Raw genomic sequence first — 21,343 nt, forward strand, 5'->3', positions numbered from 1 at the left:
CAGGGCGCCGGAGCTGGAATGCTGGACACACGGGCGGCCGCGCGGCCGCCGCGGGCACGTGAACACACGGAACAACCGACAGTGGGGGACACAACGTCGTGGAGGAAAGAGTGCGGGTCGTCATCGCCGAGGATTCGGTGCTGCTCCGGGAGGGGCTCACCCGGCTGCTGACCGATCTGGGGCACGACGTCGTCGCCGGGGTCGGGGACGCCGAGGCGCTGATCAAGACGGTGGGCGACCTCGCCGGGCAGGGCGCCCTGCCGGACGTGGTGGTCGCCGACGTGCGAATGCCGCCGACCCACACCGACGAGGGCGTGCGGGCGGCGGTGCGGCTGCGCAAGGACTACCCGGACATCGGGGTGCTGGTGCTCTCGCAGTACGTCGAGGAGCAGTACGCCACCGAGCTGCTGGCCGGCAGCAGCCGCGGGGTGGGTTATCTGCTGAAGGACCGGGTCGCCGAGGTCAGGGAGTTCGTGGACGCCGTGGTGCGGGTGGCGCAGGGCGGGACGGCGCTGGACCCGGAGGTGGTGGCACAGCTGCTGGGACGCAGCCGCAAGCAGGACGTGCTGGCGGGGCTCACGCCGCGCGAGCGGGAGGTCCTGGGTCTGATGGCGGAGGGGCGTACGAATTCAGCCGTCGCCCGGCAGCTGGTGGTCAGTGACGGAGCGGTGGAGAAGCACGTCAGCAACATCTTCCTGAAACTCGGCCTGGCACCCAGTGACGGGGATCACCGGCGTGTTCTCGCTGTTCTCACTTATCTGAACTCGTGACAACGCGATGATCTACTCACGAGGATCTGGATGATCCACCCGTAGCCGAGCGAGACCTGGGGACCAGGACGAAAGGATGAGCACCGGGGGCCTCGTCCAGTGACGCGTCCAGTGATCGAAAGGTCCGGAAAAATATGGCAAAGCGTGACGCATTCATGTCTCAAAAACGCGTCCACCATATGACCGGTCCAAGGAAGGCGACCCTTACAGAAGTAGGGTGGGGCCTGGACCGCCGGCGGGTCGGCCGGTCCCGAGCCGCCGCCCCGAGGGAGGTCCAGTTCAGTGACCAGCCAGGTCAGTAGCCCAGCCGGAAAGTCCGATGAGGCCGACGAGGCTGTCGTCGGGGAGCAGCGAGCCCCGCGCATTGATCGCACGGGTGCCACCGAGAAGGAAATCCGCCGCCTGGACCGGGTGATCATCCGTTTCGCGGGTGACTCCGGTGACGGCATGCAGTTGACGGGCGACCGGTTCACGTCGGAGACCGCGTCGTTCGGGAACGACCTGTCGACGCTGCCCAACTTCCCGGCCGAGATCCGGGCACCCGCCGGGACGCTGCCGGGTGTGTCGTCGTTCCAGCTGCATTTCGCGGACCACGACATCCTGACCCCGGGCGACGCGCCGAATGTGCTGGTCGCGATGAATCCGGCCGCGCTGAAGGCGAATATCGACGATGTGCCGCGCGGGGCCGACATCATCGTGAACACGGACGAGTTCACGAAACGCCCGATGGCGAAAGTCGGGTACGCGCAATCGCCTCTCGAGGACGGCTCGCTCGAGGCGTACAACGTGCATCCCGTGCCGTTGACGACCTTGACGATCGAGGCGCTGAAGGAGTTCGGGCTTTCCCGCAAGGAGGCCGAGCGGTCGAAGAACATGTTCGCGCTCGGGCTGTTGTCCTGGATGTACAACCGTCCGACCGAGGGGACGGAGACATTCCTCCGGTCGAAGTTCGCCAGGAAGCCGGAGATCGCCGAGGCGAATGTGGCGGCGTTCCGCGCGGGCTGGAATTTCGGTGAGACCACGGAGGATTTCGCGGTCTCGTACGAGGTCGCACCGGCGTCGCACGCTTTCCCCACGGGCACGTACCGCAATATCTCGGGGAACCTGGCGTTGTCGTACGGGCTGATCGCGGCGGGCCGGCAGGCGGATCTGCCGGTGTATCTGGGCTCGTATCCGATCACCCCGGCGTCCGACATCCTGCACGAGCTCAGCAAGCACAAGAACTTCGGCGTACGGACGTTCCAGGCGGAGGACGAGATCGCCGGGATCGGGGCGGCGCTCGGCGCTTCGTTCGGCGGGGCGCTGGGTGTGACGACCACGTCGGGTCCGGGTGTGGCGCTGAAGTCGGAGACCATCGGTCTGGCGGTGTCGCTGGAGCTGCCGCTGCTGATCATCGACATCCAGCGCGGCGGGCCGTCCACCGGCCTGCCGACCAAGACGGAGCAGGCCGACCTGCTCCAGGCCATGTACGGGCGCAACGGTGAGGCGCCGGTTCCGATCGTGGCGCCGCGGACCCCGGCGGACTGCTTCGACGCGGCGCTCGACGCCGCCCGGATCGCTCTGACGTACCGGACTCCGGTGTTCCTGCTCTCGGACGGCTATCTGGCGAACGGTTCCGAGCCGTGGCGGATCCCGGAGATCGACAGCCTCCCGGACCTGCGGACGCGGTTCGCGACCGGGCCGAACCACGAACTGGCCGACGGCACCGAGGTGTTCTGGCCCTACAAGCGGGACCCGGAGACCCTGGCCCGCCCCTGGGCGGTGCCGGGCACGCCGGGTCTGGAGCACCGGATCGGCGGGATCGAGAAGCAGGACGGCACGGGGAACATCTCCTACGATCCGGCCAACCACGACTTCATGGTCCGCACCCGCCAGGCGAAGGTCGACGGCATCCGGGTCCCCGACCTGGAGGTCGACGACCCGGCCGACGCCACGACCCTGGTCCTGGGGTGGGGTTCGACGTACGGCCCGATCACCGCGGCCGTACGCCGGCTCCGCGCGGCCGGGGAGACGATCGCGCAGGCCCATCTGCGCCACCTCAACCCCTTCCCGCGGAATCTCGGTGAGGTGCTGAGGCGTTACGACAAGGTCGTGGTCCCGGAGATGAACCTCGGGCAGCTCGCCCTGCTGCTGAGGGCCGAGTACCTCGTGGACGCCCGGAGTTACAACCAGGTCAACGGAATGCCCTTCAAGGCCGAGCAGCTCGCCACCGTCCTCAAGGAGGCCATCAGTGCCTGACGCCCACGCCAACGATCTCCTCCAGCTCGTCCCCAAGGCCGAGGGCAAGCAGTCCATGAAGGACTTCAAGTCCGACCAGGAGGTGCGCTGGTGCCCCGGATGCGGTGACTACGCGGTCCTCGCGGCCGTGCAGGGCTTCATGCCCGAACTGGGGCTGGCCAAGGAGAACATCACGTTCGTCTCCGGCATCGGCTGCTCGTCCCGCTTCCCGTACTACATGAACACGTACGGGATGCACTCCATCCACGGCCGCGCCCCGTCCATCGCGACGGGCCTGGCCACCTCCCGCCGCGACCTGTCCGTCTGGGTCGTCACCGGCGACGGCGACGCGCTGTCGATCGGCGGGAACCACCTCATCCACGCCCTGCGCCGCAACGTCAACCTCAAGATCCTGCTGTTCAACAACCGGATCTACGGGCTGACCAAGGGGCAGTACAGCCCCACCTCCGAGGTCGGCAAGATCACCAAGTCGACGCCGATGGGCTCGCTCGACGCCCCCTTCAACCCGGTCTCCCTCGCGCTGGGCGCCGAGGCCTCGTTCGTCGCGCGCACGGTCGACTCCGACCGCAAGCACCTCACGAGCGTGCTGCGCGCGGCGGCCGACCACCCCGGCACCGCGCTGGTGGAGATCTACCAGAACTGCAACATCTTCAACGACGGCGCCTTCGAGGTGCTCAAGGACAGGGAGCGGGCCGAGGAGGCGGTCATCCGCCTCGAACACGGCCAGCCGATCCGCTTCGGCGCGGACAACTCGAAGGGCGTCGTGCGCGACGCGCTCACGGGAGACCTGAGCGTCGTCGCGGTCACCGAGGAGAACCAGTCGCGGATCCTCGTCCACGACGCCCACAACCCCAGCCCCACGACCGCGTTCGCGCTGTCCCGGCTGGCCGACGCCGACACCCTGCACCACACACCGATCGGGGTGCTGCGCAGTGTGGAGCGCCCGGTCTACGACGCGCTCATGTCCGACCAGCTCGATGCCGCGATCGAGCAGCACGGCAAGGGTGACCTGAGCACCCTGCTGGCGGGCAACGACACCTGGACCGTGGTCGGCTGACGCGCCGTCATGCCTGTCCGGCGAGGCCCGGAGCCGACTGGCTCCGGGCCTCGTCGTATGCCGCGCGGGCCGACTCGACCCCGTCCACCTGCCGCTCGGTCCAGCGTGCCAGCGCCCAGACCTGCTCGGCGGCCTCCGCGCCGAGCGGGGTGAGCGAGTAGTCCACGCGGGGCGGGATCACCGGCTTCGCGTCCCGGTGCACGAAGCCGTCGCGCTCCAGCGTCTGGAGGGTCTGGGCCAGCATCTTCTCGCTGACGCCGCCGACCGTGCGGCGCAGCTCGCTGAACCGGTAGGAGCGCTCCAGCAGCGCGGCCAGCACGAGCACGCCCCACCGGCTGGTGATGTGTTCGAGGATCAGCCGGGAGGGGCAGTTCTGCTGGTTGACGTCCGCGCGCCAGCCGCCCACTTCGTCCAGGATGCTTACTGTCATACCAGTACCTTACTTCAAAGTGGGTACTTTCCCAGAGTTAGTACACCTCCTAGGGTGAGTTGTATTCCACTCGCAGCAGGAACCACCGCCACCAGGAGAGAACCCTCATGAGCATCGTCGTCACCGGAGCCACCGGCGCCCTCGGCCGCCTCGTCGTCGAGCGTCTGCTCGACACGGTCCCGGCCCACCAGGTCGTCGCGGTCGTCCGCGACAAGGAGAAGGCCGCCGCGCTCGCCGCCCGGGGCGTCGAACTCCGCATCGCCGACTACGACCGCCCGGAGACCCTCGCCGACGCGTTCCGGGCCGGCGACCGCGTCCTGCTGGTCTCGGGCAGCGAGGTCGGCAGGCGGGTGCCCCAGCACACCGCGGTGATCGACGCCGCGAAGGCGGCCGGGGTCGCGCAGCTCGCGTACACCGGGGTGCTGGGCGGGCCCGGGGCGGACTTCCTGCTGGCCGAGGAGCACAAGGCCACCGAGCAGCTGATCCTCGACTCCGGCCTCCCGTACACCTTCCTGCGCAACGGCTGGTACACCGAGAACTACACCGCGAATCTGGCGCCCGTCCTGGAGCACGGCGCCGTCGTCGCCAACGCGGGGGACGGACGCGTCGCCTCAGCCGCCCGGGCCGACTACGCGGACGCGGCCGCCGCCGTGCTCACCGGCGAGGGCCACCTGGGCGCGGCGTACGAGCTGAGCGGAGACGTGGCCTGGTCGCTGGCCGAGTACGCCGCCATGGTGGCCGCCGCGACCGGCGAGGAGATCGTCTACACAAACGTTCCGGCTTCGGCGCACCAGGAGATCCTCGTCGCCGCCGGGCTGCCCGAACCCCTCGCCGCGATTCTCGTCGACGTCGACGAGGCCATCGCACGCGGCCTGCTCGCCGGGACGAGCGGCGACCTGGCCCGCCTGATCGGCCGGCCGACCACTCCGGCGGCCGAGACGGTCGCCGCGGCGGTCGCCGCCGCCTGAACGGGCGCACCCGCGCCTGTCACGACCGTTTCGCCGATACGGCAATGACAGCAGGCCTCTTCCGGCGCTACCGTCGTGCAGTCGGCCGTCCGCCGACGCAGGAGTGCCGGGAGGGCCCGTGAAGGGGAAGAACGAACAGCGGGCAGGCCTGCTGTACGGAATCGGCGCGTACGGGATGTGGGGCCTCGTGCCCCTCTTCTGGCCGCTGCTGGAACCGTCGGGGGCGGTGGAGATTCTCGCCCACCGGATGGTGTGGTCACTGGGCGTCGTCGGCATCGCCCTGCTGTTCCTGCGTCGCTGGGCGTGGATCGGGGAGCTGCTCCGGCAGCCCCGGCGGCTGGGGCTGATCGCGATCGCCGCGACGGTGATCTCGGTCAACTGGGGTCTCTACATCTGGTCCGTGAACAACGGCCACGTCGTCGAGGCCTCGCTCGGCTACTTCATCAACCCGCTGGTCACCATCGCCATGGGCGTCCTGCTGCTCGGCGAGCGGCTCAGGCCGGTGCAGTGGACCGCGGTGGCGACCGGCTTCGCCGCGGTGCTCGTCCTGGCGGTCGGCTACGGGCAGCCGCCGTGGATCTCGCTGGTACTGGCGTTCTCCTTCGCGACGTACGGCCTGGTGAAGAAGAAGGTCAACATGGGCGGCCTGGAGTCCCTGGCCGCCGAGACCGCCGTGCTGTTCGTGCCGGCGCTCGGGTTCCTGCTGTGGCTCGGGGCGAGCGGCGACGCGACGTTCCTGGCCGGGGGCGCGGGCCACGGAGCCCTGCTCGCCGCGACGGGACTCGTCACCGCGATCCCCCTGGTCTGTTTCGGCGCCGCCGCGATCCGGGTGCCGCTCTCCGTCCTGGGCCTGCTGCAGTATCTGGCGCCGGTGTTCCAGTTCGCGCTCGGCATCCTGTACTTCCACGAGGAGATGCCGCCCGAGCGGTGGGCCGGCTTCGCCCTGGTCTGGGTGGCCCTGATGCTGCTGACCTGGGACGCGCTGCGCACGGCACGCCGCACGCGGGCCGAGGCCCTGCGTCTGGCGGTGCGGGCGGCAGAAGCCTCGGCCCCTGTCGGCACGGCTTCCGCTTCGGCGCCGGACACGGACACCCCGGCCATAAAATAGTTACCGAGTTGCCTTTTTTACTCGGTTGCGTTTTCCTGGACGCCAGGACGACACGACCGAGGAGCAGGCATGACCGACGTACTGATCGTGGGCGCGGGCCCGACCGGACTGACGCTGGCCTGCGATCTGGCCAGGCGTGGCGTCGCGGTGCGGATCGTGGACAGGTCGCCGGAGCATCCGCGCAGTTCGCGGTCGAAGGGCCCCAACGCGCGCTCCCTGGAGGTACTGGAGGACCTGGGGGTCGTCGAGGCGGTGCTGGCGGCGGGCTCACCGCCGCTCCCGATGCGCAAGTACCGCGACGGGGTGCCGGTCGCGGACGCCGATCCGTACGCCGGCTCCTCGCCGACGCCGGACGCCCCGTACGACCGGGGCCGGCTGATCGCCCAGTGGCGGCTGGAGGGGATCCTGCGCGAGCGCCTCGCCGGGTACGGCGTGGCGGTGGAGACCGGCACCGAGGTCGTGGGCCTCACCGACGACGGGTCCTCGGTGACCGTCACCCTCGCCGACGGCTCCACCGCCGGCGCGCGCTACGTGGTGGGCTGCGACGGCGCCCACAGCCGCGTACGGAAACTGCTCGGCGTCCCGTTCGACGGGAAGACGGACGAGGAGCAGCTGATGGTCTGCGGCGACGTCGAGATCACCCCGGGCGTCCTGGACCGGGGCATCTGGCACCAGTGGTTCGACGAGGACGGAGCCGTCATGCTCTGCCCCATTCCCGGCACCCGGACGGGCTGGTGGTTCCAGTCGGGCCCGGAGCGTGACGCGGACGGCCGGCCCCTCGCCCCCTCCCCCGAGGGTTTCAGGCGGCTCTTCGCCCGGCACACCCGGCTGCCGGCCGGGAGCATCACCGGGGCCACGCTGCTCTCGACGTACCGCGTCAACGTGCGCATGGCCGACCGCTACCGGGTGGGCCGGGTGTTCCTCGCCGGGGACGCCGCCCATGTGCACGCCATCGCGGGCGGGCTCGGCATGAACACCGGCATCCAGGACGCCTTCAACCTCGGCTGGAAGCTCGACCGGACACTGCGGGGACGGGGAGGGCCGGGGCTTCTGGACACCTACGAGGAGGAGCGGCTGCCGGTCGCGGCCTGGACCCTGGAGCTGACCTCGGAGCGGCTGCGGGCCACGCTGGAGGCGATCAGGGAACCGGGCGGCGGGCTCGACACCGCGATCACCCCCTCGACGGCGGGGCTCGACCGCGGCTACCGGTGGAGCTCCCTCGCCCGGCCGGGGAACGGGAAGGAGGACGGGGACGGCGTACGGTCGGGCGACCGCGCGCCGGACGCCCCCTGCGCCGAGGCCGCGACCGGTGCGCCCACCCGGCTGTTCCGCGTCTTCGCCGGCCCGCACATCACGGTGCTGGGCTTCGGGGCAGGCTCGGAACGGGTGCTGCGGGAGGCGGCGGGCACCCATGGCGACGCAGTCCGGGCCTTCCGGGTGTACGGCGCCGGGGAGCCGGGCCCCCGCACCGCCGCTCCGGACGCGCTGCACGACCGGGAGGGGCTCGCCCGCGCGGCCTACGGCCTCGACGGTGACACCGTCGTGGTGATCCGGCCCGACAACCACGTGGCGCTGCTCGCGGACGCCCGCGACGGGGACGCGGTACGACGGTGTCTCGACGCGCTGGACGGGGCGCGGGAGCCGGATCCGATGAGTGTGGCAAGCATGGTGGACGGCACCCGCAAAGGCTGATTGAGTGCCCGGATGGGGACGATCCTGAAGGACATGAGGCACGTTCAGTGGCATGAGCTGCGCCACGCCCAGGGCTCCGCGTCCCAGGTCCCCGGGATGCTGTCACGGATCGCCTGGGGCGACAGCGAGTCGGCCGAGGACGCCCTGAGCGATCTGGGGCAGTGGATCGGCGCCCTGGCCGTGTTCGACGCGACGGCCGCCACGGTGCCGTTCCTCTGGGAGCTCGCCGCCATGGAGACCGTGAAGGACCGCGTGGGGGTGCTCGGCCTGCTGGGGACGATCCTCGCCCATGGCCACGCGCACCACCCGGAGTGGACCAGGGACGCGCATCTCGCGGTGCTGGCCGGGCGGACGACGGCCGAGCGGCTCGCCATGGACGGCGATCCGGCGGTGAGCGCGGCGGCCGCGACCCTGCTGACCGCGTGCGCCGGACACGTCTGCCCGGCCTGCCCGCCGCGGTGAGCGGGCCCCGGAACGCGCCGGATCGGGCCTTCGCCGACCGAGCCGACCGTCCCCGCAGGTCAGCGGCGTACGACGGGAAGGCGTTCTCTCTAGGCTGACCCCATGGTCACGCCACCCGCCGCATACACCCTTGTCGCCACGGATCTGGACGGCACACTGCTGCGTTCCGACGACACCGTGAGCGCCCGCTCCCGTGCCGCCCTCGCCCGCGCCACCTCGGCGGGAGCACGGCATCTGATCGTCACGGGCCGGCCGGTGCCCGGCATACGCGCCCTGCTCGGGGACCTCGGCTACGACGGGCTCGCGGTCTGCGGCCAGGGCGCACAGGTGTACGACGCCGGGTCGGCCCGCATGCTGAGCTCGGTGACGCTGGACCGGGAGCTGGCGGACACCGCGCTCGGCAAGATCGAGGCCGAGGTGGGGCAGGTGTTCGCCGCGGTGGACCAGGACGGCGCCGACGGCAGGACCCTGATCGAGCCGGGCTACCGCATGCCGCACCCCTCGCTCCCCGCTCAGCGCGCCGGGCACCGGTCGGAGCTGTGGGCGGCGCCCGTCATCAAGGTCCTGATCCGCCACCCGGAGCTGACGGACGACGAGCTGGCCGCCGCCGCCCGAGGAGCGGTGGGCGATCTGGCGTCCGTCACGATGGCGGGCCCCGGCACGGTGGAGCTGGCCCCCTTCGGCGTGGACAAGGGCACGGGGGTCACCCTGGCCGCCGGGCTGCTCGGCCTCGACCCCGTCGGCGCGGTGGCGTTCGGCGACATGCCCAACGACCTGCCGATGTTCCGCCTCGCAGGCCACCGGGTGGCGATGGCCGACGCGCACGCGGAGCTGCGGGCCGCCGCCGACGAGATCACGCTGTCGAACGAGGAGGACGGCGTCGCGGTGGTCCTGGAGCGGCTCTTCGGCTGAGACCACGCACGCTCCCGGGGATCTCGCGCCCCCCGGCGGCCGAAAATCACCTCTCCAAAATTTCATGCACGTGCATATGATGCGTACGCCGGTAAAGGCCGTACGCAATCAATTGGGGGCATGGCATGACCACGCGCGACTTCCTCTTCCTGCTCGGCAGCAGCCGCACCGGCGGCAACACCGAGACCCTGGCCCGGCTCGCGGCCGAGCAGCTCCCGGCCGGCACCGGGCAGCGGTGGCTGGACCTGCGGGACCTCCCGCTGCCCGACTTCGAGGACCGGCGGCACACGGACGGCCACCCCGTCCCGGCAGGCAACTCCGCGACCTTGCTCGAGGCGACGCTCGCCGCCACCGACGTGGTCGTCGCCTCACCGCTCTACTGGTACTCCGTGTCCACCTCCACCAAGCGCTACCTCGACCACTGGTCGGGCTGGCTGGAGGCCCCCGGTGTCGATTTCCAGCGGCGGATGGCCGGGAAGACGCTGTGGGGGGTCACCGCGCTCGCGGACGACGACCCGGCGGTCGCCGAACCGCTCACGGGCACCCTGCGCAATTCGGCGCGGTACCTCGGCATGCGGTGGGGCGGGGTGCTGCTGGGCAACGGCAGCAGGCCCGGTGACGTGCTGACCGACACCGAGGCCGCGGCCCGGGCGAAGGTCTTCTTCAGCTGACGCGCCCCGCCCCGGGGGCGCCCCCATCGCCGGGTCCGCCCCCGGGCGCACCGGCGCCGGACAGGGAGCGCAGGACATGGGCCACCAGCGTGGCGACCGTCGCCTCGTCCTGCGGCGGCTTCCGCAGCACATGGCGGTAGTAGACGGGCCCGTAGAGCATCTCCACCGCGAACGACAGATCCGCGCCGGCGGGTATCTGCCCCTGCTCCTGGGCGCGCCGCAGGCGCCCCACGGCGGCCTCGAAGCGGGGATCGACCAGTTGTTCGCGTACGGCCAGCGCGAGCGCGTCGTCGTGGTGCATCTCCGACAGGATCCCGGAGTAGGCCGGGCCGTACGGCGGCGTCGAGATCAGCCTCACCAGACCGTTGATGTGCGTGCGGAGGTCGGCCTCGATGTCGCCCGTCTCCACGAACGGTGTGGCGACGGCGAGCACCTGGGCGAAGGCCTCCAGCATCACCGCGACCTTCGACGGCCACCAGCGGTAGATCGTCTTCTTGCTCACGCCGGCGCGGGCCGCGATGGCCTCGACGGTGACCCGGCCGTACCCCTTCTCCGTACACAGCTCCAGGGCGGCGTCCAGCGTCGCCCGTCGCGACCTCTCGCTGCGGCGCAGGGTACTCGGCGATGTGATCATTCGGTGAGCATAGGGGTATTCCGCCCACCGCTTATTGACAGGTCGTCGCCAAAAGTCGAACAATGACCAGGCTGGAAACGGAACGTACCGTGTCGTGACGTACCGTGCAGTACACCGTTCGTGCCGTTCGTGCCGCGACGAGCCGATCGGGGGACGGCTCGACCGGCCGACGGTACGGACGGCCCGTACCGGGCCCCTCAGACGGTGACGTCCTTCGTGGTGAAGCGCGCCCAGGCCGCGGAGCCGAAAACCGCCGCGTACACCGCCTGCAGACCCAGGTTCCCGACCATCTCGTCCCAGTAGACCGGGTCGCGCAGCAGGTCCGTGAAGGACAGCCAGTAGTGCGGGAAGAGATACGGATGGATCGCGTGCAGCTGCGGCATGGTGTCCAGGATCTGCACGGTGACCAGCACCCCGACCGTGGCCGCCATCGCCGCGATCCCGCTGGTGGTGAGCGTCGAGACGAAAAGACCCAGCGCCGCGAAACCGACGAGTGACACCGCGACCGCGACCGCGATCAGTCCGGCCCGCAGGAGACCCTCGCCGAAGCCGATCCGGGTGCCCGAGATCGTCGTGACCTCCCCGACGGGGAAGAGCAGCGCCCCGGCCGCGAGCGCCGACGCCGCCACGACCAGGGTGGCGACCAGGCAGAACACCAGCACGGACGCGTACTTGGCGAGGAGCAGCCGGGTGCGGCCCGCCGGAGCCACCAGCAGATAGCGCAGGGTGCCGCCGCTCGCCTCACCCGCGACGGAGTCCCCCGCGACGACGCCGACGGCCATCGGCAGGAAGACGGGCAGTGTCGCGGAGAGGGCCGCGAAGACCAGGAACAGTCCGTTGTTGGTGATCTGGGAGAGGAAGGCGGGCCCGCCCCCGCCGCCGGGACCGGCCTGGGAGCCGTCACCCGTCTCGATGCGGACGGCGATCCCGATGAGGACGGGCACGGCCGCCAGGACCCCGAGCAGGGCCAGGGTGCGCCACCGGCGGAGCGTGGTGGTCAGTTCGGAGCGCAGGATCCCGAAGGTCCACAGCGCACGGCGCGGCGCCGGGGGCACCGGGCGCGCCGTGAGTTCAGCCTGCGACATCGAATCCCTCTCCGGTAAGCGCGACGAAGGCGTCCTCCAGCGAGGCCCGTTCGACGCCGAAGGCGCGTACGCGGACACCGCCGCGCACCAGGGCCGCGTTGAGGTCCGCCGGTTCCACCTCGCCGGGCGGCGCGTCGGCGCTCACCCGGTCCCCATCGGTCACGAGGCCCGTCGCCCCCTGTTCCGCGAGGATCCGCGCCGCGTCACCGGGGTCGGGCGTGGTCACGGCGAGCCGGCCCCGGGCGCCCGCGGCGAGCGTGGCGACCGGGCCCTGGACGATGAGCCGGCCGCGTGCCATCACCGCGGCGTGGGTGCAGACCTGCTCGATCTCGTCGAGCAGGTGGGAGGAGAGGAAGACGGTGGTGCCCTCGCCCGCCAGCTCCCGCACCAGGGAGCGGATCTCGCGCATGCCCTGCGGGTCGAGGCCGTTGGTGGGTTCGTCCAGCACGAGCAGTCGGCGCGGCTGCAGAAGGGCGGCGGCGAGCCCGAGCCGCTGCTTCATCCCGAGTGAGTACGCCTTGGCCTTCTTGCCGGCCGCGGCGGCGAGCCCGACCCGCTCCAGGGCGTCACCCACGCGCACGCGCCGGGTGCGTGGGTCGGCGGCCGGGTCGGCGGAGTCGAAGCGTACGAGATTGTCGCGGCCCGTCAGGAAGCCGTACAGCGCGGGCCCTTCGATGAGCGCGCCGACGTGCGGGAGCACCGACCGGGCGGCCGCCGGCATGGGGCGGCCCAGGACCTGTGCGGTGCCGGAGGTCGGCTCGATGAGCCCCATGAGCATCCGGATCGTGGTGGTCTTGCCGGAGCCGTTGGGCCCCAGGAAGCCGAAGACGCTTCCGGCGGGGACGGCGAGGTCGAGCCCGTCGACGGCCAGCTGTCCGCCGCGGTAGCGCTTGGTGAGCCCCCGCGTCTCGATCACCGCGCCGGGCTCCCGCCCCGTGTCCGGTCCGGCCGTAGCGGCCGCTGTGTCGGTCATGCGTACTCCCGGTTCCCTCCCGCCGTGCCCGGCACCCCGCGTCCGCCTGCGGCCCGTCGCACGGACCGCCCCGCCGTACGGAGAGTACGACGGGGCGGGGCGCACGGAGCGTACGACGGGGCGGGCAGGCGGTATCTCCTACTTCGCGGTGTCGGCCGCCTTGACCAGCGCGTCCTTGGTGACCGCGCCGACGTAGAGCTTGCCGTCGTCCGTCATCAGCGCGTTGACCAGGCGCGTCTTGAAGACCGTGCCCGAGCCGAAGTCGCCGGTGACCTTGTCACCGAGCGCGTCGAGGAACTGCTGCGCCTGCGGGGGTACGTCACCCGAGCCCTGGGCGGGCAGGCCCGCCCCGCCCGGCAGCTCGATCTCGGCGACGGCGTTCCAGCCCTCGCCGATGACGTCGAGGCCCTTGAAGCCCTCCAGCGCGCCCAGCTCCTTGTGCGCCTTGTCCGCCGCGCCCTGCTTCTCCGCCTCGGTCTTCAGCTCGTCGGCCTCGGTCACCTTCGCGCCCTTGGGCGGGGTGAAGGAGAAGGAGGAGGCGTCGGGCTTCCCGAAGTCGACCTCCGTGAAGCCGGCGTCGACCGCCGCCTTCCCGCCGCTGCTCGGGGCCAGCGTGAACTTCAGCGGTACGCCGGTCGAGGCGTCGACCGCGACGGTGACGGAGCCGATCGTCGAACCGGACTGCTTCGGCTTGATCACGAGCTTGTAGGCGTCGCGTCCCGCCACCTGCGCCGTGCCGCCGACGGTGACGGACGTGGTGTCGTCCGCGGCGGCGAGTGCCTCCTCGGCGAGCTCCTTCGGAGTGGCCGGCACACCTTCGGGTGCCTTGTGGTCCCCGGCCTTGCCGCCCGGACGTCCGTCCCCGTCGGACTCCGCGTGGTAGACCTCGTTGCTCTCGCTGTCGTATCCCCAGACGTCGTCCCCGTTGTGGACGAGGCTGTACTCGGAGCCCTCGCCGAGGATCGAGAGACGCTGCTTGTCGGGGCCGTCGGCCGCGACCCGGAGCGTGTGGGTCCCGGAGGCGAGCTCCATCAGCTTGGCGTCGGGGGAGGCGCTCGACCCGCCCGGTCCGGACGCGGCGTCCGGCGCGAAGGAGCCCGCGAGCCCGCCGAGCGACGGGATGCCGAGGTCGGTGCTGACCTTCACCGTGCCGGACAGCTGCTCCTGGTCCGATGAGGCGATCTTCTCGATGAGTTCCTGCGCGGTGATCTTCGGGAGCTCCGGGTCTCCTGAGTCCGCGAGTGCCGGGACGAGTCCGATCGTCGCCGCCGCCACTCCCGCCACCGCGAACGGGACGATGTAGCGCGCCGCCTTCCGGCGGCCCACGACAGTGCCCGTGGCCTCGCCGTTGGTCTCTGCGCTGTCGTTCGGTGCCATGTGTGCTCTACCTCCGTGGTCGGCGGCTGCCATCCCGTTGCACGTTTCCACTCCCCGCCGCCATTCTCACCCGATGTGGTCAGGAGTGGTTGTTCTCCATCTGACCAAATCGGGCGGCGACAAGCGTCAGCCCCCGGGAGCAACTGTGCGTACCTCTCGGGGATGACCCGAGACAGAAGTCCCTAGGGGTCAGCCGGCGCGGTGCACCACGGCGTCGCACAGCTCTTCGAGCGCGGCCTTCGCGTAGCACTCGGGCAGCGGGGCCAGTGTCGCCCGGGCCTCCTCGGCGTAGCGGACGGTGTCCCGCCGCGCCTGTTCGAGGGCCGGGTGGGCGCGGAGCCTGCGCAGCGCCTCCGCGAGCGTGGCGTCGTCGGCGAGGTCGCCGTCGAGCAGCTCCACGAGCTCCTTGTCCTCCGGACGGCCCTCGGCCGCCGCCCTGGCGCGCAGGTGGAGGACCGGCAGGGTGGGGATGCCCTCCCGCAGGTCGGTACCGGGCGTCTTGCCCGACTCGTGGGAGTCGGAGGCGATGTCCAGGACGTCGTCGGCGAGCTGGAAAGCGATGCCGAGGCGTTCGCCGTACTGGGTGAGGATGTCCACGACCGACTCGTCGGCCCCGGCCATCAGGGCGCCGAACCGGCCGGACACGGCGACCAGCGAGCCGGTCTTGCCGCCCAGCACGTCCATGTAGTGGTCGACGGGGTCGCGTCCGTCCCGCGGGCCCGCGGTCTCCAGGATCTGACCGGTGACCAGGCGCTCGAACGCCTCCGCCTGGATACGGACGGCCTCCGGCCCGAGGTCGGCCAGGATGTGCGAGGCGCGGGCGAAGAGGAAGTCGCCCGTCAGCACGGCGACGGAGTTGCCCCAGCGGGTGTTGGCGCTGTCCACCCCGCGGCGCACGTCCGCCTCGTCCATCACGTCGTCGTGGTACAGCGTCGCCAGGTGCGTCAGTTCGACGACCACGGCCGACGGGACGACGCCCGGCGCGTCGGGGTCACCGAACTGGGACGCGAGCATCACCAGCAGCGGCCGGAAACGCTTGCCCCCCGCGCTGACGAGGTGCTGCGCCGCCTCCGTGATGAAAGGGACCTCGCTTTTGGTGGCATCGAGCAGCCCCGCCTCGACAGCGGCCAAACCGGCCTGGACATCGGCCTCAAGAGCCTGGTCCCGCACGCTCAGTCCGAACGGCCCGACGACGGTCACGAGGGGATCTCCTGTCTGCTGACGATCACACGGAATGTCGATGTGTCGTTGTCCTCACTCAAGTCAGCGTATCCGGTCCCCTTTGGATCACCGTGGGCGCCTTCCCGCCACCGCCGGTATGTTCGGCATCAGCTCATACGATCAGGAGTTGTCGCTTTGTCCCACGCCCCGACCGGTACCGAACCGGCCCAGCCACCGCCCGGAGACGATCAGGCCTTCTTCGGCCAGCCACGGGGCCTGATGACCCTGTCAGGGTTGGAGGTCTGGGAGCGTTTCTCATTCCTCGGGATGCAGGCGATCCTGGTCCTCTTCTTCGCCGACACGGTCGCGAACGACGGCATGGGCATGGACCCGGGCACCGCCGCGTCCGTGTCCGCCGCCTACGGCACCCTCGTCTACCTCGTCTCCGTCGCGGGCGGCTGGCTGGCCGACCGGATCCTCGGTTCGTACCGCGCCGTCCTGTACGGCGGCATCCTCATCGCCTGCGGCCACTACGCCATGGCCGTGCCGACCGCCACGATGACCTGGGTGGGCCTCGGCCTGATCAGCGCGGGAACGGGCCTGCTCAAGCCCAACGTCGCCTCGATGGTCGGCAAGCTCTACCGCACGGAGGACCAGCGCCGCGACGCCGGCTTCGCGCTCTACTACATGGGCATCAACATCGGCGCCTTCGCCGGCCCCCTGATCACCGGGTGGCTCGGCGAGCACGCGGGCTGGCACTGGGGATTCTCGGCCGCCGCCGTCGGTATGACACTCGGCCTGATCCAGTACGTCGCCGGCCGGCGTCACCTGGCCGGGCGAAAGCACACGGCGGAGTACGCCCTGGCGCCCGGCCCGATGCGCCGGGCCGTGCTGACGATCGTGGCCGGCGTCGTGGTGGCCGCCCTGGTGGCGACCGCCCTGGCGCTGGCCGGCTGGCTCACGATGGACCGGTTCGTCGACGTGCTCACCCTCGTCTCGGTGATCGCGCCCGTCGTGTACTTCGCCGTGATGTTCAGGAGCCCCCGGGTCACCCAGGAGGAGCGCGGCAGGCTCCGGCCGTACGTCGTGCTGTTCCTGGCCTCCGTGGTCTTCAACTTCATCCTCTTCCAGGCGTACTCGACGATGATGCTGCTCGCGTCGACGAACGCCCGTACGGAGATCTTCGGCTTCCACTTCCCGGCGAGCTGGTACGCCTCCGCGCTGGGCGCCTTCGAGGTGGCGCTGGCGCCCGTCGTGGCCGCCGTCTGGGCCCGGATGGGGCCACGCCAGCCGCACGCCTCGAACAAGATCGCGATCGGGGTGATCCTCGGCGGTCTGTCCTTCCTCCTGATGGTCATCCCCACCTCGGGTCACGCCGACGACGCGTACGAGATGGCCGCCTGGTGGATCGTCGGCTCCTACCTGCTGCTCGGCCTCGGCGACATCCTGCTGGAGACCTCCGGCATGTCCGCCACCACCAAGCTCGCCCCCAAGGCGTTCGCCAGCCAGACGATGGCGCTGTGGTTCCTGTCGCTGGCCCTCGCCAACGGCATCCAGGCACAGATCGTGAAGCTCTACGGCGAGGTCTCCAACCCCGCCTACTTCGGTGTCAATGGCGCTATCGCGGTGGCGGCCGGTGTGGCCGTCATCGCCGCCGCTCCCTGGCTCAAGCGCACCATGCACCCCGTCCACTGAGGTACCGCCATGCAGATCCGCACCGATTTCCCGTACGAGACCACCCACGAGGACCTCTACATCCCCCTGACGGACGGCACCCAGCTGTACGCCAGGATCTGGCGGCCGGTCACCGACGAACCGGTGCCCGCCCTGCTGGAGTACCTGCCCTACCGGCTCAGCGACTGGACGGCGCCGCGCGACTGGCAGCGCCACCCCTGGTACGCGGGCCACGGCTACGCCTCCGTACGGGTCGATGTCCGCGGGCACGGCAACAGCGAGGGCATGCCGGGCGACGAGTACGACGCGCAGGAGCTCGCCGACGGGGTCGCGGTCGTGCACTGGCTGGCGCGGCAGGAGTGGTGCTCGGGGCGGGTCGGCATGTTCGGCATCTCGTGGGGCGGCTTCAACTCGCTCCAGATCGCCGCGCTCGCACCGGAGCCCCTGAAGGCGGTCGTCACCGTCTGCTCGGCCGACGACCGCTACGACAACGACGTCCACTACATGGGCGGCTCCGTCCTCGGCGTGGACATGCACGCCTGGGCCTCCACCATGCTGGCCTTCGTCTCCCGGCCCCCGGACCCGGCGGACGTCGGCGACGACTGGCGGGACATGTGGCTGCGGCGGCTCGAGAAGGTCGAGCCGTTCATCCACACGTGGCTGGCGCACCAGACCCGCGACGACTACTGGAAGCACGGCAGCGTCTGCGAGGACTACGGCGCGATCCAGGCGAAGGTCCTCGCGGTGGGCGGCTGGCACGACCCGTACCGCGACACCGTCCTGAGGCTCGTCGAGCACCTGGACCCCGGGCAGGTACGCGGACTGATCGGCCCCTGGTCGCACCAGTACCCGGACCGGGGGCTCCCCCCGGGGCCCGCGATCGGCTTCCTCCAGGAGACGCTGCGCTGGTGGGACCAGCACCTCAAGGACGAGGACACCGGGGTGATGAACGAGCCCCTCCTGAGGTCCTGGATCAGCGGCTCGCACCCTCCCGCCACGGTGTACGAGACGCTGCCCGGCCGCTGGGTCGGCGACGCGAGCTGGCCGTCCGCGAACGTCGCCCCGGTGACGTACGCCCTGGAGGGCGGAGCGCAGACCGTCCGCTCACCGCAGCAGACCGGGCTGGACGCCGGCCGCTTCTTCCCGTTCGGCAACGACGCCGACCTGCCGCCCGACCAGCGGGACGAGGACGCCAAATCGGTGTGCTTCGAGTTCCCCGTCGAGGACGCCCCGATCGAGATCCTCGGCCGTCCACGGGTGACGCTCCTGGTCCGGATGGACGTGCCGCGCGGCCAGGTGATCGCCCGGCTCTGCGACGTGGCCCCGGACGGCGCCTCCACCCTGGTGACCCGCGGGACCCTCAACCTGGCCACCCGTCACGGGCGCGACCGCGCGGAGGACTGGCCCGTCGGGGAGACCGAGTACGTGACCTTCGAGCTGAACGGCATCGGGCACACCTTCCCGCCCGGCCACCGGATCAGGGTCGCCCTCTCCTCCTCGTACTGGCCGTGGATCTGGCCGCAGGCCGGCTCGGCGGGCTTCACGCTCGAGGCGGAGGGCAGCCTCGTCGAGCTCCCGGTGCGCCGGCACACGGAGGACCCGGGCATCACCTTCGGCGAGCCGGAGCAGTCGGAGCCGCTCGGCGTCGTGTACCCGGTCACACTCGACGAGCAGCGCCCGGAGCGTCTGGTGGTCCGGGACGTCGCCAAGGGCGAGTGGCGTCTGGAGGTCGATCCGCGTTACGGCGGCACGCGTGTCTACCCGGACGGTCTCGAGTTCACCGAGGACGCCCTGGAGACGTACACGATCCAGGAGGACGACCCGCTGTCGGCACGGGCCCGTTCGGACTGGACGATCCGGCTGCACCGGCCCGAGATGGCCTGGGACGTGCGGATCGAGACGCGTTCGGAGACGAGCGCGGACGCGGACGACTTCATCACGTCCAACGAGGTCGTGTGCAGGGACGGCGCCGAGATCGTCTTCCACCGGACCTGGGAGAAGAGGATCCCCCGCACGGCGGGCTGACCAGGGTTATCGCGTAACTTTCCGGGCATTACGCCTACTTGAGGCGCTGCCGCCCGCCGACGGCGGCCACGTACCGTGTTCCTCAAGCGACTGGAAAGGGGCAGCGACAGATGCCCGAGCAGAGCAGCCCGCTCGACCTGGCCGAAGGCGATCCCTTCGGTCCGCACAACCTTCCGTACGGCGTGTTCTCCACCCCTGGACACCCCGGGGACCGAAGGGTCGGAGTCCGTGTGGGGAAACACGTGCTGGACGCCGGGGCGGCGGCGCACGCCCTGGGTTCGCCGTACGCCCGGCTGCTGGCGCAGCCGAGCCTGATGCCGCTGCTGGCGGCGGGGCGCACCGCGTGGCGGGACGTGCGGCGGGCCCTGACGGCGTGGGTGACGGTCCCGTCCCACCGCCCGGACCTGGAACCACTGCTGTACCCGCTCGACTCGGTGACCCTGCACCTGCCGTACGAGGTCGCGGACTACGTCGACTTCTACGCCAGCGAGCACCACGCCACCAACGTGGGGCGGATCTTCCGTCCCGACGGCGCGGCCCTCACCCCCAACTGGAAGCACCTGCCGATCGGTTACCACGGGCGGGCCGGCACGGTCGTCGTCTCCGGCACGGACGTGGTGCGCCCCTCCGGGCAGCGCAAGGCGCCGGCCGACCCCGCCCCCGTCTTCGGCCCCTCGGTGAAGCTGGACATCGAGGCCGAGGTCGGCTTCGTCGTCGGTGTCCCCTCGGAGCAGGGCTCCCCCGTGGCGCTGGGTGACTTCCGCGAGCACGTCTTCGGGCTCTCCCTGCTCAACGACTGGTCGGCGCGTGACATCCAGGCCTGGGAGTACGTGCCGCTGGGCCCCTTCCTCGGCAAGTCCTTCGCGACGTCCGTCTCGGCGTGGGTGACTCCGCTGGAGGCCCTGGACGCGGCCCGCACGGCGCCTCCGGCCCGTGACGCCGAGCTGCTCCCCTATCTGGAGGACGCGGACGACGAGGAGCCGGGCGGCTTCGACATCCGGATCTCGGTGGAGATCAACGGACAGACCGTCTCCGAGCCCCCGTTCGCCTCCATGTACTGGACGGCGGCCCAGCAGCTGGCGCAGATGACGGTGAACGGCGCGTCGCTGCGCACGGGCGACCTGTACGGGTCGGGCACCGTCAGCGGGGCGGAGCCCGGGCAGCGCGGCTCCCTGCTCGAACTGACCTGGAACGGCCGCGATCCGCTGGACCTGGCCGACGGCAAGCGGACGTTCCTGGAGGACGGCGACACGGTCACCCTGACCGCTTGGGCGCCCGGCCCGCACGGCACGCGGGTGGGGCTCGGCGAGGTCACCGGACGGATCACGCCCTCGCCGTGAACCCTGTGGCCGGGGCGGGGGACGCGGGGCGGGCGGAACCGGTCGGGGCAGTGGTCAACGGCGCGTGACTCGCTCACACGTGTGAGCGGCCATGATCGGTTCTCGCCGGATACGCTGAACGGGCCCGCGAGACTCTCCCCATGGGAGCACTGATGAGCATCGAACCCGAGGCACCCCAGCCGCGGTGGGCGGTCCCGCCCGTGGGCGGCTGGACCGCCGATGACCTGGACACACTCCCGAATCTGCCTCCGCATACGGAGCTGATCGACGGGAGCCTGGTTTTCGTGAGTCCGCAGACGTTGTTCCGTACACGGGCGGTCGACTTCTTCAACTGGCAGCTGCAGTCACTCGCACCGTCTGAGCTGGAGGTCGTGCGGGAGTTCACCATCGACATCGACTTCCAGAACCGGCCCGAGCCCGATGTCGTCGTCGTGCGCGCGGACGCGATCGAGACCTTGCGGCAGACACGGTTCCCCGCGAGCAGTGTGCTGCTGGCGATCGAGGTCGTCTCCGACGAGTCCGTCACCCGTGACCGGGAGACCAAGCCCGTCAAGTACGCGCGAGCGAGGATCCCGCACTACTGGCGTGTGGAGAACCAGGACGGCCGGGCGGTCGTGTACGTCTTCGAGCTGGAGCCCGCGACGGGCGCGTACACGTCCACGGGGATCTTCCACGACCGGATGAAGGTCTCCACGCCCTTTCCCGTCGACCTGGATCTGAGCGCGATCGTCTCGCGCCGCCGGGCGGCGAAGCCGGAGTAGACCCG

Annotated in this window: 19 protein-coding genes; 13 read left to right on the forward strand and 6 right to left on the reverse strand. The window is 71.0% G+C overall.

Translation table 11 applies throughout. The features are described from left to right. The first annotated feature begins 110 nt into the window (after positions 1-110). From ACZ32T_RS08830 to ACZ32T_RS08840, 3 genes are all read left to right on the forward strand, one after another. Positions 111-770 (forward strand): LuxR C-terminal-related transcriptional regulator, encoded by a 660-nt coding sequence (locus ACZ32T_RS08830; RefSeq protein ID WP_467271510.1) that lies wholly within the window; start codon positions 111-113, stop codon positions 768-770. 282 nt (positions 771-1,052) lie between these two features. After that, on the forward strand, positions 1,053-3,008 hold the full coding sequence (locus ACZ32T_RS08835; RefSeq protein WP_467271413.1) for a 2-oxoacid:acceptor oxidoreductase subunit alpha: 1,956 nt from the start codon (positions 1,053-1,055) through the stop codon (positions 3,006-3,008). Between the two features lie 55 nt (positions 3,009-3,063). Then, a complete protein-coding gene (locus ACZ32T_RS08840; RefSeq protein ID WP_467271508.1) occupies positions 3,064-4,065 on the forward strand; it encodes a 2-oxoacid:ferredoxin oxidoreductase subunit beta in 1,002 nt (333 codons plus the stop codon). Positions 4,066-4,072: 7 nt separating this feature from the next. Here the strand turns inward: ACZ32T_RS08840 and ACZ32T_RS08845 are convergent, their stop codons facing one another. Next, the gene (locus tag ACZ32T_RS08845; protein ID WP_467271412.1) at positions 4,073-4,495 is read right to left on the reverse strand and encodes a winged helix-turn-helix transcriptional regulator; all 423 of its coding nucleotides are present in this window, start codon (positions 4,493-4,495) and stop codon (positions 4,073-4,075) included. Positions 4,496-4,602: 107 nt separating this feature from the next. Between ACZ32T_RS08845 and ACZ32T_RS08850 the strand changes: the two genes are divergently transcribed. From ACZ32T_RS08850 to ACZ32T_RS08875, 6 genes are all read left to right on the forward strand, one after another. Next, on the forward strand, positions 4,603-5,463 hold the full coding sequence (locus ACZ32T_RS08850) for an SDR family oxidoreductase (RefSeq protein WP_467366012.1): 861 nt from the start codon (positions 4,603-4,605) through the stop codon (positions 5,461-5,463). A gap of 118 nt (positions 5,464-5,581) precedes the next feature. Further along, positions 5,582-6,571 carry an EamA family transporter RarD gene (rarD, locus tag ACZ32T_RS08855; protein ID WP_467271408.1) on the forward strand — a complete coding sequence of 330 codons (990 nt, stop codon included), beginning with the start codon at positions 5,582-5,584 and terminating at the stop codon, positions 6,569-6,571. A 69-nt stretch (positions 6,572-6,640) separates the two neighbouring features. Beyond that, positions 6,641-8,263 (forward strand): FAD-dependent monooxygenase, encoded by a 1,623-nt coding sequence (locus ACZ32T_RS08860; RefSeq protein WP_467366014.1) that lies wholly within the window; start codon positions 6,641-6,643, stop codon positions 8,261-8,263. Positions 8,264-8,275: 12 nt separating this feature from the next. Beyond that, entirely contained in the window at positions 8,276-8,725 is a 450-nt protein-coding gene (locus ACZ32T_RS08865) for a hypothetical protein (RefSeq protein ID WP_467271405.1), read from the forward strand. A 102-nt stretch (positions 8,726-8,827) separates the two neighbouring features. After that, on the forward strand, positions 8,828-9,637 hold the full coding sequence (locus ACZ32T_RS08870) for an HAD-IIB family hydrolase (protein WP_467366016.1): 810 nt from the start codon (positions 8,828-8,830) through the stop codon (positions 9,635-9,637). 125 nt (positions 9,638-9,762) lie between these two features. Further along, positions 9,763-10,308: a flavodoxin family protein gene (locus tag ACZ32T_RS08875; RefSeq protein ID WP_467271401.1), complete on the forward strand. Its 546-nt coding sequence runs from the start codon at positions 9,763-9,765 to the stop codon at positions 10,306-10,308. On the opposite strand, the gene ACZ32T_RS08880 is transcribed toward ACZ32T_RS08875, so the two are convergent. From ACZ32T_RS08880 to ACZ32T_RS08900, 5 genes are all read right to left on the reverse strand, one after another. Then, positions 10,301-10,942 carry a TetR/AcrR family transcriptional regulator gene (locus tag ACZ32T_RS08880; RefSeq protein WP_467366018.1) on the reverse strand — a complete coding sequence of 214 codons (642 nt, stop codon included), beginning with the start codon at positions 10,940-10,942 and terminating at the stop codon, positions 10,301-10,303. The genes ACZ32T_RS08875 and ACZ32T_RS08880 overlap by 8 nt on opposite strands. Positions 10,943-11,139: 197 nt before the next feature. Next, positions 11,140-12,027 (reverse strand): ABC transporter permease, encoded by an 888-nt coding sequence (locus tag ACZ32T_RS08885; RefSeq protein ID WP_467271397.1) that lies wholly within the window; start codon positions 12,025-12,027, stop codon positions 11,140-11,142. Beyond that, entirely contained in the window at positions 12,014-13,000 is a 987-nt protein-coding gene (locus tag ACZ32T_RS08890) for an ABC transporter ATP-binding protein (RefSeq protein WP_467366020.1), read from the reverse strand. Before ACZ32T_RS08890 ends, ACZ32T_RS08885 begins: the two co-directional genes overlap by 14 nt. Before the next feature lie 138 nt (positions 13,001-13,138). Further along, on the reverse strand, positions 13,139-14,377 hold the full coding sequence (locus ACZ32T_RS08895; protein ID WP_467366022.1) for a LolA family protein: 1,239 nt from the start codon (positions 14,375-14,377) through the stop codon (positions 13,139-13,141). 189 nt (positions 14,378-14,566) lie between these two features. Beyond that, positions 14,567-15,577: a polyprenyl synthetase family protein gene (locus tag ACZ32T_RS08900; RefSeq protein WP_356707760.1), complete on the reverse strand. Its 1,011-nt coding sequence runs from the start codon at positions 15,575-15,577 to the stop codon at positions 14,567-14,569. Positions 15,578-15,733: 156 nt separating this feature from the next. Between ACZ32T_RS08900 and ACZ32T_RS08905 the strand changes: the two genes are divergently transcribed. The 4 genes from ACZ32T_RS08905 to ACZ32T_RS08920 all read left to right on the forward strand — a co-directional run bounded on the left by ACZ32T_RS08905 (position 15,734) and on the right by ACZ32T_RS08920 (position 21,338). Further along, positions 15,734-17,233, forward strand: coding sequence for a peptide MFS transporter (locus ACZ32T_RS08905; RefSeq protein ID WP_467271390.1), 1,500 nt, complete (start codon positions 15,734-15,736; stop codon positions 17,231-17,233). 9 nt (positions 17,234-17,242) lie between these two features. Continuing rightward, positions 17,243-19,237, forward strand: a complete 1,995-nt coding sequence (locus ACZ32T_RS08910; protein WP_467366024.1) for a CocE/NonD family hydrolase — start codon at positions 17,243-17,245, stop codon at positions 19,235-19,237. A 110-nt stretch (positions 19,238-19,347) separates the two neighbouring features. After that, the gene (gene fahA / locus ACZ32T_RS08915) at positions 19,348-20,577 is read left to right on the forward strand and encodes a fumarylacetoacetase (protein ID WP_467366026.1); all 1,230 of its coding nucleotides are present in this window, start codon (positions 19,348-19,350) and stop codon (positions 20,575-20,577) included. Positions 20,578-20,729: 152 nt separating this feature from the next. Then, positions 20,730-21,338 carry a Uma2 family endonuclease gene (locus ACZ32T_RS08920; protein ID WP_467271384.1) on the forward strand — a complete coding sequence of 203 codons (609 nt, stop codon included), beginning with the start codon at positions 20,730-20,732 and terminating at the stop codon, positions 21,336-21,338. The last annotated feature ends 5 nt before the right edge of the window (positions 21,339-21,343 follow it).

The sequence above is a fragment of the Streptomyces sp. NPDC023573 genome (assembly GCF_055559735.1).

What these genes read in the sequence shown, in the direction of transcription:
- ACZ32T_RS08840 (WP_467271508.1), top strand. Translation starts at nt 3,064, where the DNA reads ATGAAGGACTTCAAGTCCGACCAGGAGGTGCGCTGGTGCCCCGGATGC.
- ACZ32T_RS08845 (WP_467271412.1), bottom strand. Translation starts at nt 4,495, where the DNA reads ATGACAGTAAGCATCCTGGACGAAGTGGGCGGCTGGCGCGCGGACGTC.
- ACZ32T_RS08850 (WP_467366012.1), top strand. Translation starts at nt 4,603, where the DNA reads ATGAGCATCGTCGTCACCGGAGCCACCGGCGCCCTCGGCCGCCTCGTC.
- ACZ32T_RS08860 (WP_467366014.1), top strand. Translation starts at nt 6,641, where the DNA reads ATGACCGACGTACTGATCGTGGGCGCGGGCCCGACCGGACTGACGCTG.
- ACZ32T_RS08865 (WP_467271405.1), top strand. Translation starts at nt 8,276, where the DNA reads ATGGGGACGATCCTGAAGGACATGAGGCACGTTCAGTGGCATGAGCTG.
- ACZ32T_RS08870 (WP_467366016.1), top strand. Translation starts at nt 8,828, where the DNA reads ATGGTCACGCCACCCGCCGCATACACCCTTGTCGCCACGGATCTGGAC.
- ACZ32T_RS08875 (WP_467271401.1), top strand. Translation starts at nt 9,763, where the DNA reads ATGACCACGCGCGACTTCCTCTTCCTGCTCGGCAGCAGCCGCACCGGC.
- ACZ32T_RS08880 (WP_467366018.1), bottom strand. Translation starts at nt 10,942, where the DNA reads ATGATCACATCGCCGAGTACCCTGCGCCGCAGCGAGAGGTCGCGACGG.
- ACZ32T_RS08885 (WP_467271397.1), bottom strand. Translation starts at nt 12,027, where the DNA reads ATGTCGCAGGCTGAACTCACGGCGCGCCCGGTGCCCCCGGCGCCGCGC.
- ACZ32T_RS08890 (WP_467366020.1), bottom strand. Translation starts at nt 13,000, where the DNA reads ATGACCGACACAGCGGCCGCTACGGCCGGACCGGACACGGGGCGGGAG.
- ACZ32T_RS08895 (WP_467366022.1), bottom strand. Translation starts at nt 14,377, where the DNA reads ATGGCACCGAACGACAGCGCAGAGACCAACGGCGAGGCCACGGGCACT.
- ACZ32T_RS08910 (WP_467366024.1), top strand. Translation starts at nt 17,243, where the DNA reads ATGCAGATCCGCACCGATTTCCCGTACGAGACCACCCACGAGGACCTC.
- fahA (WP_467366026.1), top strand. Translation starts at nt 19,348, where the DNA reads ATGCCCGAGCAGAGCAGCCCGCTCGACCTGGCCGAAGGCGATCCCTTC.
- ACZ32T_RS08920 (WP_467271384.1), top strand. Translation starts at nt 20,730, where the DNA reads ATGAGCATCGAACCCGAGGCACCCCAGCCGCGGTGGGCGGTCCCGCCC.